General features: G+C 62.2%; 15 protein-coding genes. 8 read left to right on the forward strand and 7 right to left on the reverse strand.

What is annotated here, in order from left to right:
* Positions 1–9: 9 nt before the first annotated feature.
* The 5 genes from AO356_RS10030 to AO356_RS10050 form a co-directional block, all read right to left on the reverse strand.
* Positions 10–756, reverse strand: coding sequence for a 2OG-Fe dioxygenase family protein (locus AO356_RS10030; protein ID WP_060739644.1), 747 nt, complete (start codon positions 754–756; stop codon positions 10–12).
* A gap of 292 nt (positions 757–1,048) precedes the next feature.
* On the reverse strand, positions 1,049–2,335 hold the full coding sequence (locus tag AO356_RS10035; RefSeq protein WP_060739645.1) for an OprD family porin: 1,287 nt from the start codon (positions 2,333–2,335) through the stop codon (positions 1,049–1,051).
* 533 nt (positions 2,336–2,868) lie between these two features.
* A complete protein-coding gene (locus AO356_RS10040; RefSeq protein WP_057449186.1) occupies positions 2,869–3,069 on the reverse strand; it encodes a hypothetical protein in 201 nt (66 codons plus the stop codon).
* 244 nt (positions 3,070–3,313) lie between these two features.
* Positions 3,314–4,420, reverse strand: a complete 1,107-nt coding sequence (aguA, locus tag AO356_RS10045; RefSeq protein WP_060739646.1) for an agmatine deiminase — start codon at positions 4,418–4,420, stop codon at positions 3,314–3,316.
* A 253-nt stretch (positions 4,421–4,673) separates the two neighbouring features.
* Positions 4,674–7,586, reverse strand: a complete 2,913-nt coding sequence (locus tag AO356_RS10050; protein ID WP_060739647.1) for an aminotransferase — start codon at positions 7,584–7,586, stop codon at positions 4,674–4,676.
* Positions 7,587–7,795: 209 nt separating this feature from the next.
* On the opposite strand from AO356_RS10050, the gene rfbB reads away from it, so the two are divergent.
* The 7 genes from rfbB (at position 7,796) to AO356_RS10085 (ending at position 14,931) form a co-directional block, all read left to right on the forward strand.
* Positions 7,796–8,878, forward strand: coding sequence for a dTDP-glucose 4,6-dehydratase (gene rfbB / locus AO356_RS10055; protein WP_060739648.1), 1,083 nt, complete (start codon positions 7,796–7,798; stop codon positions 8,876–8,878).
* Positions 8,875–9,750, forward strand: a complete 876-nt coding sequence (gene rfbA / locus AO356_RS10060; protein WP_060739649.1) for a glucose-1-phosphate thymidylyltransferase RfbA — start codon at positions 8,875–8,877, stop codon at positions 9,748–9,750. Before rfbB ends, rfbA begins: the two co-directional genes overlap by 4 nt.
* Positions 9,747–10,292, forward strand: a complete 546-nt coding sequence (rfbC, locus tag AO356_RS10065) for a dTDP-4-dehydrorhamnose 3,5-epimerase (protein WP_060739650.1) — start codon at positions 9,747–9,749, stop codon at positions 10,290–10,292. The genes rfbA and rfbC overlap by 4 nt, the downstream gene beginning before the upstream one ends.
* Positions 10,289–11,173, forward strand: a complete 885-nt coding sequence (rfbD, locus tag AO356_RS10070) for a dTDP-4-dehydrorhamnose reductase (protein ID WP_060739651.1) — start codon at positions 10,289–10,291, stop codon at positions 11,171–11,173. The genes rfbC and rfbD overlap by 4 nt, the downstream gene beginning before the upstream one ends.
* A 68-nt stretch (positions 11,174–11,241) precedes the next feature.
* Positions 11,242–13,050 (forward strand): sensor histidine kinase, encoded by a 1,809-nt coding sequence (locus AO356_RS10075; RefSeq protein WP_060739652.1) that lies wholly within the window; start codon positions 11,242–11,244, stop codon positions 13,048–13,050.
* The gene (locus AO356_RS10080) at positions 13,047–14,438 is read left to right on the forward strand and encodes a sigma-54-dependent transcriptional regulator (protein ID WP_060739653.1); all 1,392 of its coding nucleotides are present in this window, start codon (positions 13,047–13,049) and stop codon (positions 14,436–14,438) included. The genes AO356_RS10075 and AO356_RS10080 overlap by 4 nt, the downstream gene beginning before the upstream one ends.
* A gap of 37 nt (positions 14,439–14,475) precedes the next feature.
* On the forward strand, positions 14,476–14,931 hold the full coding sequence (locus AO356_RS10085; protein ID WP_060739654.1) for a YiiD C-terminal domain-containing protein: 456 nt from the start codon (positions 14,476–14,478) through the stop codon (positions 14,929–14,931).
* A gap of 150 nt (positions 14,932–15,081) precedes the next feature.
* Here the strand turns inward: AO356_RS10085 and cysQ are convergent, their stop codons facing one another.
* Positions 15,082–15,909 (reverse strand): 3'(2'),5'-bisphosphate nucleotidase CysQ, encoded by an 828-nt coding sequence (cysQ, locus tag AO356_RS10090; protein WP_060739655.1) that lies wholly within the window; start codon positions 15,907–15,909, stop codon positions 15,082–15,084.
* On the reverse strand, positions 15,906–16,472 hold the full coding sequence (gene nudE, locus AO356_RS10095; RefSeq protein ID WP_060739656.1) for an ADP compounds hydrolase NudE: 567 nt from the start codon (positions 16,470–16,472) through the stop codon (positions 15,906–15,908). The genes cysQ and nudE overlap by 4 nt, the downstream gene beginning before the upstream one ends.
* Before the next feature lie 88 nt (positions 16,473–16,560).
* On the opposite strand from nudE, the gene yrfG reads away from it, so the two are divergent.
* Positions 16,561–17,223, forward strand: a complete 663-nt coding sequence (yrfG, locus tag AO356_RS10100) for a GMP/IMP nucleotidase (protein ID WP_060739657.1) — start codon at positions 16,561–16,563, stop codon at positions 17,221–17,223.
* The last annotated feature ends 12 nt before the right edge of the window (positions 17,224–17,235 follow it).

Raw genomic sequence — 17,235 nt, forward strand, 5'->3', positions numbered from 1 at the left:
TCGAGCCGTTCAGCGAACAATGTCGAAAGCGGTCCCGGGCCGCGAGAAGGAAATGGCCAGGATCTGCCGGTAGGCCATGTCATGGCTATGGGTGTTGCGCGCCGGGGTCACGTAATGGCGCATGTCGCGGTCCAGGAAGAACGTGGTGTCGAGGATGTCCTCGTAGGTCGTCGCCGCCAGTTGTTCTTCCTGGGCGCTGTACAAACGGCTCTCCGCACCCGCCACATTCTGGCGGCCCCAGAAGTGCACGCCGCTGAACGGATAGCCGTCGCAGTGAATCCCTTCGGGGGTGATTTCCAGTTGTTTGCCCGGCTTGATCTCGATGCGGATCTGATGGATCTGGCACTGCCAGATTTCATCGTGCAAGTCCTGGGGCAGGACGTTCTTGTACACCTCGAAGTCCGTGTCGATCAGGCTGCGCATCACCGGCGAATTGATCACTTCGTTGGAGAAGTCCTGGAAGTGACGCTCCAGTCCGCCGACATAGCTGTTGTTGGCCTTGGACTGAACGTAGGCCCGGTGTTCGAGCTGCTTGAGCTCTCGGGTCGTAGGGTTGTATTCGAAGTCGCTGTAGCGGCGAAAACGCATGCCTGACTCGGCCTGGCCGTAGTAACTGTCGGGCTCCATGTTTTCCCAGCTTTTGGTCAGCCGGACAAAATCGCCGAAATGACCGTAGAGGTTGAAGTCCCCACCGCGAACGTTGACGTATTTGTCACGTCTCAGCGCTTCGCCCACTTCCCTGTTCAGAACGATCATTTTTCATAGGTCTCCACTGCATTGAGCGGCCTAATCTAGTAGGTGCAGGATTTACGTCCATGAGAAAGTATTTGAGGCATTTCAAGCGACGCTTGAAACGGAGGGCAACGTTGCATTAGTACGACTTTTTCTCGGGAAAACAGGCTGTTTCAGTGGCTTTTCTTGCGCAAAAAGCCAAAAGAATCCGAGTTTGGCATCGCAACGCTATTCACTTCAGGCAGGCATGAATCAGTTGTGGCGAGGGAGCTCGCTCCCTCGCCACGGTTTTACAAGCTCGTGACCCGTTCAGGCATCAGAAGACGTTGATCGGGTAATCCACGAACACCCGCAGCTCATTGCCGCTGACGTTGTACTCGCTGGACTTCTGCGACACCCGCAACACGGAGCTGCGCAACCTGACGCTCAGGTCCTTGGCCGGGCCGCCCTGGACCACGTACTTGAACTGGTTGAAGATCTCGCGCTCGGTACCGCCTTCGCTGGTGGACGTGGTGATGTTATCGCCACGCACATAAGCGACGTTGTAGGTCAGGCCCGGAACGCCGAAGGTGGTGAAGTCCAGGCCGTAGCCCAACTGCCAGCTGCGCTCATCCTCGGCGTTGAAGTCGGACCAGTAGGAGTTGGCCAGGTAGATCGTGTTGCCGCCGTCACCCACCCGATTCTGCCCGCGCTGATAGCCGCCGTAGGCGTAGCCCAGGTTGCTGTCGCCGGTGCTGCGCTGGTGAGCGAGCGTGAAGCTGTGCGGGCCGGTGGCGAAGGTGGCGGCCAGGCTCCAGATCTTGTTGTCGTCGCCGGTGACGTTGTTTTCGCGAACGTAGCTGTTGTCCAGCTTGGTGCGATAACCGTTGAAGTCCAGGGTCAGGGACTGATCCTTGGCCAGCGGGAACACGTAGTTGGCGTTCACGTATTGCTTCTTCAATACGTCCTCGACATCCGAGGCGTAGAGCGAAGCCTTGAACTGCTCGGTGAACTGGTAGCTGCCGCCCAATACGTTGATCGACTTCAGGCCACCGCTGTCGCGGCCTTCGGCGCTCTTGCGCGATTCGGCGGTGAAGCGGCCGGCATTCAGTTCCAGGCCCTTGATCTCCTTGGAGGTAATCAGCGTGCCGGTGTAGCTTTCCGGCAGCAGGCGCGAGTTGTCATAGCTCAGCACCGGCAGGGCCGGCATCTGGTCACCGTAGGCCAGTACGGTGTTGGAAACGCGGAACTTGACCGCGGCACCGAACTTGGACAGGTCATCGGCCGCGTTGCCGCTGTCACCTTGCTTGAAGAAATCGATGCCTTGCGCACCGCTACGACCTTTGCCGCCGTCCAGACGCAATGCGTACAGGCCGAAGGCATCTACACCCACGCCCACCGTGCCTTGGGTGAAACCGGACGAGAACGTACCGATGGCCGCCTGGCCCCATTCGGCCTTGTCCTTGTTGCCGTCTTTGTAGTCGCGGTTGATATAAGCGTTGCGCAACAGCACTTTCAAGCTGCTGTCTTCAACGAACCCCTTTGACTCCGCCTGGTCGTTGGCCATGGCGTGTGTCGTGCTCAAGATCCCCAGTGCGATCAAACTAATGCGCTTGTTCAACATGATTATTTTCCTTGTACGGGTTGATACGCACCGCGGCGAGCAGCCGAAATGGCGCTTTCTGCGCTCTTTTTCGGACTCTTGCTCCTGAAAATAATGAAAAGGCCCGCCCACGTCTGATCGTGTCGGGCCTTTTTATTATTTAAGAGTCATGGCTGTCAGCCACAGGCGTAGGGCGAATCCTAGTCGCGCCCTCAACAGTGTGTCAATTTCGTGAATCGTCTGTAATTAGGCGAAAAACATCTAAGATTCGATCAAAACGAACAGCCGTCCAAACCGCAAGTCGCCGAGGGCGCGCAGGCCTGCTCCGGCGGGGTTTGCTTGAGCCATTGGGCGAAGGCCTCGGGCTTGCCCAGCCCCCCTGTGGGAGCGAGCTTGCTCGCGATGGCAGTGTGTCAGTCAACAGTCGTGTTATCGATCCACCGCTATCGCGAGCAAGCTCGCTCCCACAGGGATTTTTGTGTGAACTCGAAAACCCGCGGGCACAAAAAAAGCGCTGCCATCCCGGCCAGCGCTTTTTATCAATCCGTCGAATTCTATCCTTGCATCACATCCCACAACGCTTCCAACTCAGCCTCGCTGAACAGGCCAGCGGGGTAACGCTCAACGATCATCCGGCGCGGATCAGGTTCTCTGATCTGACGCGTTCCGTTGGACTTCAACCACTGCGCCAAGGCTTGAAGCGACTCACCATTGACGGCCAAGGGATGGCATGTGCGCTCGCTTGTCATATTCATTCCAGCGCCCTCTCCTGGTTGATGAGCGGCTAATTTATCCAAGGTTTATGACAAAACAACTCAGCTCCATTCCCCGGAACTGCCGCGGATCCGATACAAGAGCTATGCCAATGTATCCACGCCCACCCATGAACAGATACAAAAAAACCCACGGCCCAATCGGGCCGCGGGCTTGCCGGGATGGATCCAAAATCGCCGCCCCGGGGCCGGCGCAGGCGCTATCAGCAGCCTGTTACATCGCCACTCATTTTACGTACGGCGCGGGTTGCTGTTGGGTAAGGCAATGAATGTTCCCGCCGCCCAGTAACAGTTCGCGCCCGGGCACCATGACCACTTCGTGCTGCGGGAACAGGTTCTGCAGGATGTCCCTGGCCGGCGCGTCCAGCGGGTCGTCAAAGCTGGGCGCGATGATGCCGCCGTTGACGATCAGGAAGTTCACATAGGAGCCGGCCAGTCGCACGGTTGGGTTGCGCTCCTGGGAACCTTCCACCGCATCCACGCCCGCGCATTCCTCTTCGGTGGCATACATCGGCCCCGGAATCGGCATTTTGTGCACTGTGAACGGGCGCCCCTTGGCGTCAGTGCTGTTTTGCAGCACATCCATCGCCGCATGGCAGCGGGTGTAGTTCGGGTTTTGCGGGTCGTCGGTCCAGGCAAGCAGGACTTCGCCCGGACGCACGTAGCAGCAGAAGTTATCCACATGGCCGTCGGTTTCGTCATTGAACAGACCGTCCGGCAGCCAGATGACCTTGTCCACCGCCAATTGCGCGCTGAGCACCGCCTCGATCTGCTCACGACTCATGTGCGGGTTGCGATTGCGGTTGAGCAGGCATTCCTCGGTGGTGATCACGGTGCCTTCGCCATCCACATGGATCGACCCGCCCTCGAGCACAAAACCTTCGGTGCGATAACGCGGGCTGCGTTCGATCTCGAGGACCTTGCTGGCCACTTGCGAATCACGGTTCCAGGGCGCATACAGGCCGCCGTCAAAACCGCCCCAGGCGTTGAAATCCCAATCGACACCGCGCACTTCCCCGCTGTCATTGATCACGAACGTAGGGCCGGTATCGCGGACCCAGGCATCGTCGCTGGACATTTCCACCAGGCGGATATTCGGCACGTCGAGGCGCGCCCGGGCATTTTCGTACTGGGCCGCGGACACCGCCACGGTCACCGGTTCAAAACGGGCGATGGCCTTGGCGACCGCCACGTGGGCGGCCTGCGCGGGCTTGCCGCCCAGGCGCCAGTTGTCCGGACGCTCGGGCCAGATCATCCAGACCTGGGTCTGGGTCGCCCATTCGGCAGGCATGTGGAAACCATCCGCGCGCGGAGTGCTGTGCAACGTTGTCATGGGTCATCTCCTGGGCGATGGGCAGTGGCAACTTTATAAACGATAAATATCGACTAATAAAGCCACAAAAACTTAGCACCATCAAAAAAAAGCTGAAAACACCGACAAAAATCGATTTAAAAAGGTGCGCCAAACCCTGTGGGAGCGAGCTCGCTCGCGATAGCGGTCGTTCAGCCACATTAATATTGGCTTGGACACCGTCATCGCGAGCAAGCTCGCTCCCACAGGAGAACAGCGTGGCGTTCCAGATCGATTACAGCCCCTCGTCCAATACCTTCGCCAGCATATCGACAAAGAAATCCACACTCTGACGCGTGGTCACCATCGGCGGCTTGATCTTGAGGATGTTCAGATAATCGCCAGTCGGTTGCATGAAGATCCCCAACTCCCGCAGGCGATTGCACAGCGCCATGGTTTCTTCAGTGGCCGGCTCCAGGGTCTCGCGATCACGGATCAGTTCCACGCCCAGGTAGAACCCGGAACCATGCACCGCACCGACCAATGGATACTGGTCGATCAAAGCCTCCAGTCGAGCCTTGAAGTGCCCGCCAACCACCCGTGCGTTTTCCCAGAGGTTGTCTTCTTCCATGACATCCAGCACCGCCATGCCGATCTGGCAACTGACCGGGCTGCCACCGGCCGAGGAGAAGAAGTACCCCTCGGCTTCCAGCGCCTCGGCGATTTCCCGGCGGGTGATGACCGCACCCAGCGGCTGGCCGTTGCCCATGCCCTTGGCCATGGTGATGATGTCCGGCACCACGCCTTGCTCTTCGAAGCCCCAGAAAAACTCGCCCATGCGCCCGTAACCGACCTGCACCTCGTCGGCGATACAGACCCCACCGCGCTCGCGCACCATCGCATAGACCTGCTTCAGGTAACCGGGCGGCAGTGCGATCCCACCGGCGTTGCCGTACACCGGTTCGCAGATGAAGCCGGCGAGCTGACGCTTGCTCTCGGCAATTTTCGCCAGGTTGTGCTCGACACTGCGCACGTAGTCCGGCGCACTGTCGGGACCGCGGAACTCGCCACGGTAGGTGTTCGGGGCGGTCACCGGGTGCACCCAGTCCGGGCGGCTGCTCAGGGCCTGGGGGTTATCGGCGATGGACGTCGACACCGCATCGGCGGCCACCGACCAGCCGTGATAGGCCTCCAGCACACTGAGCATGTCCCGTCCGCCGCTGTAGGCCCAGGCCAGGCGGATCGCCAGGTCATTGGCCTCGGTGCCGCTGTTGACCAGGAACACCCGGTCCATGTTCGACGGCGACAGCGCCAGCAGACGCTCGGAGAATTCGGCGATCGCCGCGTAGTGGAAACGCGAGTTGGTATTGAGCAGCGACCATTGCCGGGCAGCCACCGCCGCCATGCGGGGATGGCCGTGGCCCAGCACGGCGACGTTGTTGAGCATGTCCAGATACGAGCGGCCCTGCATGTCGATCAGGTGGTTGCGCCAGCCACGCTCGATGCGCGGCGGATCGACGTAATAATGTTTCTGCGAACGGGCGAAGCTCGCATCGCGGCGGGCCAGCAGTGCCTCGGGATCAACCTCCGGCTCGGCATCGCAGGCCAGCCCCAGTAGCACCGCCGGCGAAGGGCAAAGCGCCTGCCAGGCCGCGGCCCTGGAGGGCGTGCAGAACAGCGGCGGATTCACCTGGGCGCCCCGGCACAACTGGACCTGCAACGGCCCCGTCACTTCACCCAGCACCTGCCCCTTGACCAGCGCCGCCCCGGAATGCAACGGCGACGTCACGCCCCACACGCGCACGCTCAGCTGCGCGCTGTCCAGTTGCAACATGCCGTCGGCGGCCTTGTGCACAACCCCGGCGAACGGCGATTCGAGCGGCGTGCCCTGGGGCACACTCAACGCCACGTGCAACGGATAAGTGTCGGGTTCCACGGCGCTGTCCGGCCGGGTGCGCGACAAACGGTACTGCCCGTAGCGGCTGGCGGCCAGGCCGTGAAGCCCGGCGGCTTCGTCCAGCAGGCGCTGGTCGATCCCCGGCTGCTCCCAATTGCCGGCCTCGAAATGCGGGCTCAGCACACCCAGGTCGATCAGGGCGAACTCACGCCCCACCAGGGTCGGCAACAGCGGCGCAAAGCCCTCGCTGGCAATGGCCGGCAGGCTGTGGCCGACGGCGGTGAGAATCGCCGCTTCCATCAGTTCGAAAGGCACCGAGTGAGCCACTCGGAAAATCTCCCACTCATGGGCCAGGTTGTCGCGGCTGTACTGGTTGTCCGGGTCGATGGAAACCTGCTGTTCACCGCTGAGCACCAGCACCGCGGCGCGCGCCACGATCAGTGGCCATAGCGCCAACAGCTCCTGGTGCTGCAAGGGGTTGACCGCGTGGTAGGCCTTGATCGCCGGCAAGATGAAGAACGGATCGCCGTCGGCGTGATGCAGCAGGGCCGCGCACGTCACCGACAAGTCAGTGATGCGCCAGGTACGGACCAGGTCGCCGAAATCGATGACGCCCTGCAATTGCCACTGGCGCTGGGCATCGCGCTGCCAGACCACGTTGTCATCGGTGATGTCCATGTGGATCGCCTGCACCGGCAAGCTGGCCTTGAGCGGTTGCAAGCGCCGCTCGGCCTGTTGCGCGACCTCGGCGACCAGATGGCGCCGTTGTTCATCTTCGATGACCGGCAACAGGTACTCAACCAAGGCCGGGGCATAGCGCGCGTCCCATTGCAGGGTGCGCTCCAGGCCCGGGTGGTCGAATGTCGCCAGGGCCAGGTCCATTTCCGCGCACAGGCGGCCCAGACCCGTTACAAGCTCGGGTGTCAGGTGCTTGAGTTGCGTAAGGGACTGGCCGTCGATGTACTCCAGCAGGCGCATGTGAATCGCTTGGCCGTCGACGTCCAATGTCAGCAGGTCCTGCCCGTTGCTGGCACAAATCACCCGCGGGACTTTCACCGCGTCGTGTCCGGCCAACTGTTTGAGGGCTGCGTGTTGGGCCTGTATTTCCGGGACAGCGTAGTCGCCGTGGCAAATTTTCAACACAAAGCGCCCGCGCTCGCTGTCAACGCGGTAGTTGAGGTCCTGGTTGCTGCCAAGGGGTCGCAGGTCGCCACTGAGTCCGTAATTCAAGCGCAACAGCACCAGCGCTTGCTCGGCGCTGATCTGTGGACTTGGCAAACTGGCACGGTGAACCAACGTAGCGAGTGGCATACAAGGACCCCTGAAGTGGTTTTGTTTGGATGCCTATCTCGCCACTGAGCCGGAGGATAAGCAACCCCTCTGTTCAAAAATATGCACAGCCCTCCTGAGACGCTGTAGGGGGAGAGTGTGTCCAGGGGATATTCGCTTGCGCCGCTCCCGCCATGCCGACAAGCTATGCTCCCTATGCTTTGTCGTCCCACGGAAAAAGGCTTAACCGGATGCGCATTCTCATCACTGGCGGTGCTGGCTTCATCGGCTCGGCGCTCATACGGCACTTGATTCTCGATACCGAGCACCAAGTCCTGAACCTCGACAAGCTGACGTACGCCGGCAATCTCGAATCGCTGAGCAGCATCGATCACGACAGCCGCTACGAATTCGTCCAGGCCGACATTGTCGATCAAGCGACCGTCAGTGCGCTGCTCGCGCGATTCAAGCCTGAGGCCATCATGCACCTGGCGGCCGAGTCCCATGTAGACCGCTCCATCGATGGCCCGGCAGACTTCATCCAGACCAACATCGTCGGCACCTACAGCCTGCTGGAAGCCACCCGCGCTTATTGGCAGGCCCTGGCCGAGCCGCAGAAACGCGCGTTTCGCTTCCACCACATCTCCACCGACGAAGTGTATGGCGACTTGCACGGCGTGGATGACCTGTTCACCGAAACCACCGCCTATGCCCCAAGTTCACCGTATTCGGCGAGCAAGGCGGCGTCCGACCACCTGGTCCGCGCCTGGCAACGCACCTACGGCTTGCCCGTGCTGTTGACCAACTGCTCGAACAACTACGGGCCGTTTCACTTCCCCGAGAAGTTGATTCCCCTGGTGATTCTCAATGCGTTGGCCGGTAAACCGCTGCCGGTCTACGGCAACGGCCAGCAAGTGCGCGACTGGCTGTTCGTCGAAGACCATGCCCGGGCACTGCTCAAGGTCGTCACCCAGGGCGCGGTCGGCGAGACGTACAACATTGGCGGGCACAACGAGCAGAAAAACATCGACGTGGTGCGCAGCATCTGCGCGCTGCTCGAAGAATTGGCGCCACGCAAACCCGAAGGCGTCGAGCACTATGCCGACCTGATCAGCTTCGTCCAGGATCGCCCCGGCCACGACCTGCGCTACGCCATCGACGCCAGCAAGATCGAACGGGAACTGGGCTGGACACCTCGGGAAACCTTCGAGACCGGGCTGCGCAAGACCGTGCAGTGGTACCTCGAGAACCTGCTGTGGTGCCAACGTGTCCAGGACGGCAGTTATCAAGGCGAGCGCCTGGGCTCGCTCGACAACAAGGATGCAATTGCATGATGAAAGGCATTGTCCTGGCCGGCGGTTCCGGCACCCGCCTGCACCCGATTACCCTCGGGGTGTCCAAGCAGCTCTTGCCGATTTATGACAAACCGATGATTTATTACCCGATCTCGGTGCTGATGCTCGCGGGCATCAAGGACATCCTGATCATTTCCACCCCTCAGGATCTGCCGCAATACCGCAACCTGTTGGGCGACGGCCAGCAGTTTGGCGTGCACTTCAGCTATGCGGAGCAGCCATCGCCCGATGGCTTGGCCCAGGCATTCCTGATCGGCGAACAGTTCATTGGCAGCGACTCGGTGTGCCTGATCCTGGGCGACAACATTTTCCACGGTCAGTATTTCGGCGAGCAATTGCAGACGGCTATCAACCGGCCAAGTGGCGCGACGGTGTTCGGCTACTGGGTCAAGGACCCCGAGCGATTTGGCGTGATCGACTTCGACTCGGAAGGGCGGGCGATGTCCATCGAAGAAAAACCCACTGCGCCTAAATCCAGCTACGCGGTGACCGGTCTGTACTTCTACGACAACGACGTGATCGAGATCGCCAAGGCCATCAAGCCATCCAAACGCGGCGAACTGGAAATCACCGACGTCAACAACGCCTACCTGCAGCGCGGCGACCTGCACGTCGAGCGCTTCGGCCGCGGTTTCGCCTGGCTGGACACCGGCACCCACGACAGCCTGCTGGAAGCCTCGCAGTACGTGCAGACCATCGAACATCGCCAAGGCCTGAAAGTGGCGTGCCTGGAAGAAATTGCCTACCAGCAAGGTTGGGTCAGCCGCGAGCACATCCTTGAGCGCGCCCAGTATTTCGGCAAGACCGGCTACGGCCAGTACCTGTTCAAGATCGCCGGAGAAACACGTTGAACGTCATCGCCACCCGTCTGCCGGATGTCCTGATCATCGAACCGAAAGTCTTTGGTGACGATCGGGGTTTTTTCTACGAAAGCTTCAATGCCCGGGCGTTTGCCGAGGCGACCGGCTGCACCCTGCAGTTCGTCCAGGACAACCACTCACGCTCCACCCGGGGTGTGTTGCGGGGCCTGCACTATCAGATCGAACAGGCCCAGGGGAAACTCGTACGCGTCACTGCCGGGGAGGTGCTGGATATCGCGGTGGACATTCGTCGCAGCTCGCCGACCTTCGGCCAATGGGCAAGCGTTCGCCTGTCGGCGCAGAACCATCGGCAGCTGTGGGTGCCACCAGGGTTTGCCCACGGCTTTGTCGTACTGAGCGAATCGGCAGACTTTCTCTACAAGACCACCGATTACTACTCCCCCTCGGCCGAGCGCTGCATTCGCTGGGACGATCCGCAACTGGCCATCGATTGGGCGCTGGAAGGCGCGCCGATCCTCTCGGCCAAGGACCAGAACGGCAAGGCCTTGCACGAGGCAGACCTGTTCCCATGAATTCCAACCTGCGCATCCTGATCATCGGCCGCAATGGCCAGGTTTCCCAGGCACTCCAGTCGCGCCTGAGCGGCATGGGCGAGTTGCTGGTACGCGGCAGCGACCAGCTCGATCTGGCGCAACCGGACACCCTGCACGCGCCCATCGAGGCCCTGAGGCCCGACCTGATCATCAATGCCGCCGCTCACACGGCCGTCGACCAGGCCGAGAGCGAACCGGAACGGGCGTTTGCCATCAATGCCACGGCACCGGGCATCCTGGCCCAAGCAGCGCTCGCCCTGGGCATCCCGTTGATTCACTACTCCACCGACTACGTCTTCGATGGCCTCAAGCCCGCCCCCTACACCGAGGACGACACGCCCAACCCGCTGAGTGTCTACGGGCGCAGCAAACTGGCTGGCGAACATGCCATCGGCCAGGCAGGCGGCCAGCACCTGATCCTGCGCACCAGTTGGGTGTACTCCACCGAGGGACGCAATTTCCTGCTGACCATGCAACGCCTGTTGCAGGAAAAACCGCAGCTGCGGGTGGTGGCCGATCAGATTGGCGCACCGACCTGGGCGGGCACCATTGCCGACAGCACCGCCCAACTGATCGAACGCTGGCAGGCCGGTCAACCCGGAGCCTGGGGCACCTATCACCTGACGGCCCGGGGCGAGACGTCCTGGTTCGGTTTCGCCCAGGCCATCGGCGAAAACCTGCTGGAGCGACACAAGCCATGTGCACTGCTGGAGCCCATTGCGTCCAGCGCTTACCCGACGCCGGCCCCTCGACCACTGAACTCGCGCCTGGACTGCAGCCGCCTGCTCAAGGAGTGGTCGGTGAGCCAACCCGACTGGCGAGACGCGTTGCAGCAGTGTCTTGCCGGACAAGCCTGGTAAGGCCTTACAAATAGTATTTGCGGGGCAACTAGGCATAATACGCCTGTCACCACAGGCGCCCGATGCTCATGAATTCCACCCTTCCCCGCAGACCCCGTTGGCGCAGCCTGGCCTTGCTCGCGCTGTGCCTGGCACCGTTGCTGTGGCCGTTGGAGCATCTGGCCGAACGTTATTACCGCAGTGAACTGGCTGGGCAGAACCGCCAGACCCTGGACCTTTACGTCGCCAACTTGTTGGGCACGCTGCACCGCTATGAGGTGCTGCCACAGATTCTCGGCGACCTGCCGGCCCTGCGTGCCGCCTTGTCGGCCCCGGACGACGGCGTGACCCAAGGCAACGCCAACCGGCTGCTGAAAAACATCAGCGCCCAGACCGGCGCGGAAGTCATGTACCTGATGGACCCCACCGGCAAGACCCTGGCGGCGTCGAACTGGGACAAGCACGACAGTTTCGTCGGACGCAACTTCGCCTTCCGTCCGTACTTCATCGAAGCCATGGCCGGGCGCCTGGGGCGCTTCTTCGGCCTGGGCACCACCTCGGCCAAGCGTGGTTACTTCTTCGCCGCCGCCGTGCGCGACCGCGAGAAAGTCATCGGCGTGCTGGTGGTCAAGGTCGACCTCGACCACACCGAAAGCCTGTGGGGCAAGACCCCGGAGCAGTTGCTGGTAACCGACCACAATGGCGTGGTCATCCTCACGTCGCGCCAGGAATGGCGGTTTCGCGCGACCCGGCCGTTGGGTGACGACGAGCGCAAGGCCATCAGCGCGGTACAGCCTTATCCGACCCGCGACCCCAAGCCGCTGAACCTGGATGCCAACGCCTGGCTGACCCAGACTCAATCCATCGAAGAAACCGGCTGGAGCGTGAGCATTCTCGCCCCGCGCACGTTGATCGACCGTCCTGTGCGCACCGTGGTCGCCATCGGCGGTGCGGCATTGCTGGTCTTGATGCTGTTGCTCGGCTTGATGATGCAACGCCGGCGCCATTATCTGGATCGGATCGCCTTCGAAGCCAAGGCCCGCCACCAGCTGGAAGGGCGGGTGGCGGAACGGACCAGCGACCTGGAAGGGCTGAACCGACGTTTGAAGCAGGAAGTGCTGGAGCGCGAGCAAGCCCAGCAGGAGTTGGTCCGTGCCCAGGATGACCTGGTGCAAGCCGGCAAGCTGTCGGCCCTGGGCACCATGTCGGCGAGCATCAGCCACGAACTCAACCAGCCGCTGGCGGCGATTCGCAGCTACGCGGAAAACGCCGAGATATTGCTCGACCACCAACGCACCGAGGATGCCCGCGGCAACCTCAAGCTGATCAGCGAACTGACCGGGCGCATGGCCTCGATCATTGCCCACCTGCGCGCCTTTGCCCGCCGCGATCGCCATGCCCCGGAAAGCGTCGCCCTGCAACCGGCGCTGGACGACGCCCTGGCGCTGCTCGCCAAACGCCGGCGCAGCATGGAAGTGGAACTGATCCGCGACTTGCCGGCCGCCACGCTGTGGGTCGAGGCCGGCGAAACCCGCCTGCGCCAGGTACTCGGCAACCTGCTGGCCAACGCCCTCGATGCGCTCACCGAGAAAGGCCCGCCACGCAAACTCTGGCTCAGCGCCCAGGCCACCGACACCGGCGTCAACCTGTACATCCGCGATAACGGCCCGGGGTTTTGCATGGAAGCCCTGGGCCGCGCCGGCGAGCCCTTCTACACCACCAAGACGCGCACCCAGGGCCTTGGCCTGGGGCTGGCGATCTGCGACACCCTGATGCGCGCCTTCGGCGGCGAACTGTCGTTCGCCAACCACAAGGAAGGCGGCGCCCTGATCACCCTGAAGCTGCGCGCCGGCGCACCCGGGGTGAGCCTGCAACCGTCCGAGGACCGAAGTGTATGACCATCGATAACCGGATTGAGGTGGTGCTGATCGATGACGATCCCCATCTGCGTCAGGCCTTGAGCCAGACCCTCGACCTGGCCGGCCTGAAAATCCTGCCCCTGGCCGAAGCCAAGGGCGTGGCCGGGCAACTGCCCCGTGACTGGCCGGGGGTGGTGGTCAGTGATATTCGCATGCCGGGCATGGACGGCCTCGAACTGCTGGGCGAACTCCACGCCCAGGACCCGGAACTGCCGGTGCTGCTGATCACCGGCCACGGCGACGTGCCGCTGGCGGTGCAGGCGATGCGCGCCGGGGCCTACGACTTCCTGGAAAAACCTTTCGCCAGCGATCATCTGCTCGACAGCGTACGCCGCGCCCTGGCCTTGCGCCGCCTGGTGCTGGACAACCGCAGCCTGCGCCTGGCCCTGAGCGACCGCCACGAACTCAGCGCCCGCCTGGTCGGCCAATCGACTCCGATGCTGCGCCTGCGCGAGCAGATCGGGGCACTGGCCGCCACCCGCGCCGACGTGCTGATCCTCGGTGAAACCGGTGCCGGCAAGGAAGTGGTCGCCCGTGCCTTGCACGACCTCTCGAGCCGACGCAATGGCCCCTTCGTGGCGATCAACGCCGGGGCCCTGGCCGAGTCGGTGGTGGAAAGCGAGCTGTTCGGCCACGAGCCCGGTGCGTTTACCGGCGCGCAGAAACGCCGTATCGGCAAGTTCGAATTCGCCAACGGTGGCACGCTGTTTCTGGATGAAATCGAAAGCATGAGCCTGGATGTCCAGGTCAAGCTGCTGCGCCTGCTGCAAGAGCGCATGGTGGAACGACTGGGGGGCAATCAACAGATCCCGCTGGATATCCGCGTCATCGCCGCGACCAAGGAAGACCTGCGCCAGGCCGCCGACCAGGGACGTTTCCGCGCCGACCTGTATTACCGCCTGAACGTCGCGCCGCTGCGCATACCGCCGTTGCGCGAACGGGGCGAGGATGCGCTCATGCTATTCCAGCACTTCGCCAACGAAGCCAGTGCTCGCCATGGCCTGCCACCCCACGAATTGCAGCCGGCGCAACGGGCGTTGCTGCTGCGCCACAGCTGGCCGGGCAATGTCCGGGAACTGCAGAACGCCGCCGAGCGCTTTGCCCTGGGACTGGAACTGGCCCTGGATAACAGCGTGCCAGACGGCAACCCCGGCGCACCGGTGGAACTGGTCAGTGGCGGCTTGAGCGAGCAGGTGGAAAACTTCGAGAAAACCCTGATCGCCGCCGAACTGGCGCGTCCCCACAGCTCGGTGCGCAGCCTGGCCGAAGCCCTGGGCATCCCCCGCAAGACCCTGCACGACAAGTTGCGCAAGCATGGCCTGACCTTCGGCGACAGCAGCCAGGGTTCGGCCGATGAGTCCGATTGAAATATCGTCATTTCCCCGTCAAGCAAGAGGCCCCGCAATGAACCGCGACAGCCGTTACCTGGAATCGATCCTGCACCACGACATCCCCTTGACCCGGGACATGGGCCTCAAGGTGCTCGATTGGCAGGCTCGGCAACTGCGCCTGTCCTTGCCGCTGGCGGCCAACGTCAACCACAAGAGCACCATGTTCGGTGGCAGCCTGTATTGCGGCGCCGTACTGGGTGGCTGGGGCTGGCTGCACCTGGCCCTGCGCGAGGAAGGCATCGAAGACGGGCATATCGTGATTCAGGAAGGGCAGATCAGCTATCCGCTACCAGTGACCCGCGATGCGACTGTCGTCTGCGATGCGCCCGAGGAAAAGCTGTGGAAACGCTTCCTGGCCACGTATCGGCGCTATGGCCGGGCGCGGCTGGCGTTGCAGACACAGGTGATGAACGTGGGAAGCGATGAAATCGCGGTGCAATTCGAGGGGCAATACGTGTTGCACCGCTGAAACACCGCCGGCCCCTGTGGCGAGGTATCGCTGTGTGGGAGCAAGGCTTGCCCGCGATGGAGGCGCTGCGGTCTTTCAGAAATCGAGGCGCCTGTATCGCGAGCAAGCTTTGCTCCCACAATCCCCTCGCCACAAGGGATCGAGCCAGACTTAAGCGCGAGCCAGCTCCAACAGCTTCCCACGCCACGGCGCTTTGGCCGGCAACGCCAGGAATGACGTATTCAACAGCGACTCCCGCGGTGGATAACAGAACGGTTCGCCGCTCAAGTCCAACACTTCGCCACCCGCGCCTTCCAGCACACCCTGGGCGGCGGCGGTGTCCCACTGGGAGGTCGGCGCCAGCCGGGGATAACAATCCGCAGCGCCTTCGGCCACCAGGCAGAACTTCAACGAACTGCCAATGCTGGTCAGTTGCAGCTCGCCCAGGCTCCCGCTCAAGCCCTCCAGCAGGCGTTCCTGCGCCGGGCTGGTGTGCCGGCGACTGGCGACCACGGTGAACGCTTCGCCCGGCGCCAATACATCACGAACCGCAATAGGCAAAGGCACACCACCCTTGTCGCCACGCCAGGCACCCAACCCGGCGCCGCCGACGTAAAAGCGTCCATTGGTCGGCATCGACACCACACCGAACACCACACGGCCCTGTTCCACCAAGGCGATATTGACGGTGAACTCCTCGCTGCCGGAGATGAATTCCTTGGTGCCATCCAACGGGTCCACCAGCCACCAGCGCTGCCAGCCGGCACGCACGCCTTGGGCAATATCGGCGTCCTCTTCGGAGAGAATCGGAATATCCGGGGCCAGCGCCGTCAACCCGGCCACGATCACATCATGAGCCGCCATGTCCGCGGCAGTCACCGGCGACTCGTCGGCCTTGTGGTTGACCTGCACGTTGGCGCGCCAGAACGGCAGGATCGCTTCACCGGCCTGGAGCGCCAGCTCGACTACGGGAGCCATCAACGGATGAGGGAAAGTCATGACAGGAACGCTCCACGCTGGGCCAGCAGGTCACGGGCCAGGTACAGCGCCGCCAAGGCCCGGCCCTCGGTGAATTGCGGGTTCTGCGCCAAGGCCGAGAGCTCACGCAGGTTGACCTTGTCCACCCCCATCGGCTCGGGTTCGTCGCCCTCCAGCCGTTCTTCATACAGATCGGTGGCCAGCACCACCTGGATCTTCTGGCTCATGTAGCCAGGGGACAGCGACAACTCGGTCAGGTGTTCCAACTGTCGCGCGCCGAACCCGGCTTCTTCCTTGAGCTCCCGCTCGGCCGCCGCCAACACGTCTTCCCCTGGCTCGATCAAGCCCTTGGGCAGGGACAGTTCGTAGGCATCGGTGCCACCGCAATACTCTTCCACCAGCACCGCGTGGTCGGCGTCGAGCATCGCCACGATCATCACCGCGCCGTAGCCCGCACCGTTACTCGCCAGACGTTCATAGGTACGCTCCACACCGTTGGAAAACCGCAATTTCAGTTCTTCCACACAGAACAGGCGGCTGGTAGCGACGATCCGGCGATCGAGTATGGTGGGTTTCTGGCGCATAAACGGCTCCCTGGGCGATAGCGGGCTACTATACCCGGCCTATTCTGATTGTTTGTGTCGGATATCCGATTACCGCTGGAGAAGTTTTATGGCCTTGCTGCCCTGGCATGAGATCGATACGGTTCTACTGGACATGGACGGCACCCTGCTGGACCTGCATTACGACAACCATTTCTGGCTCGAACACCTGCCCCAGCGCTACGCCGAACTGCATGGCGTGAGCCGGGCGATGGCCGAGATGGAACTGCAACCCCTGTTCGAGCGCAACGCCGGCCAGTTGCAGTGGTATTGCCTGGATTTCTGGAGCACTGAACTGAAGTTGCCGGTGCGCGAACTGAAGTTGGAAACCGCCCACCTGATCGCCTTGCGCCCGGACGCCGATACGTTCCTGGCGGCCATCCAGCGGGCCGGCAAACGCGTGGTAATGATCACCAATGCCCACCGCGATTCGTTGTCCTTGAAGCTGGAACGCATCGAACTGGCCCCCTACTTCGAACGCTTGATCAGTTCCCACGACTACGGCTTTCCCAAGGAAAACCCGCAATTCTGGGACGCGCTGCAAGCCGACCTGAATTTCGACCCGGCCCGCAGCCTGTTCATCGACGACACCCTGCCGGTGCTGCGCAGCGCCCGGGATTTCGGCGTGGCGCACCTGTTGGCGGTCAGCGAGCCGGACAGTCGCAAGGGACCGAAGAATACGGGGGAGTTCGAGGCGTTGGGGGATTATCGGGACTTGATTGCCGGGCTTTGAACCGCGCCGTCT

Origin of the sequence: Pseudomonas fluorescens (assembly GCF_001307275.1) — a bacterium.
Classification (GTDB): Bacteria; Pseudomonadota; Gammaproteobacteria; order Pseudomonadales; family Pseudomonadaceae; genus Aquipseudomonas; species Aquipseudomonas fluorescens_AA.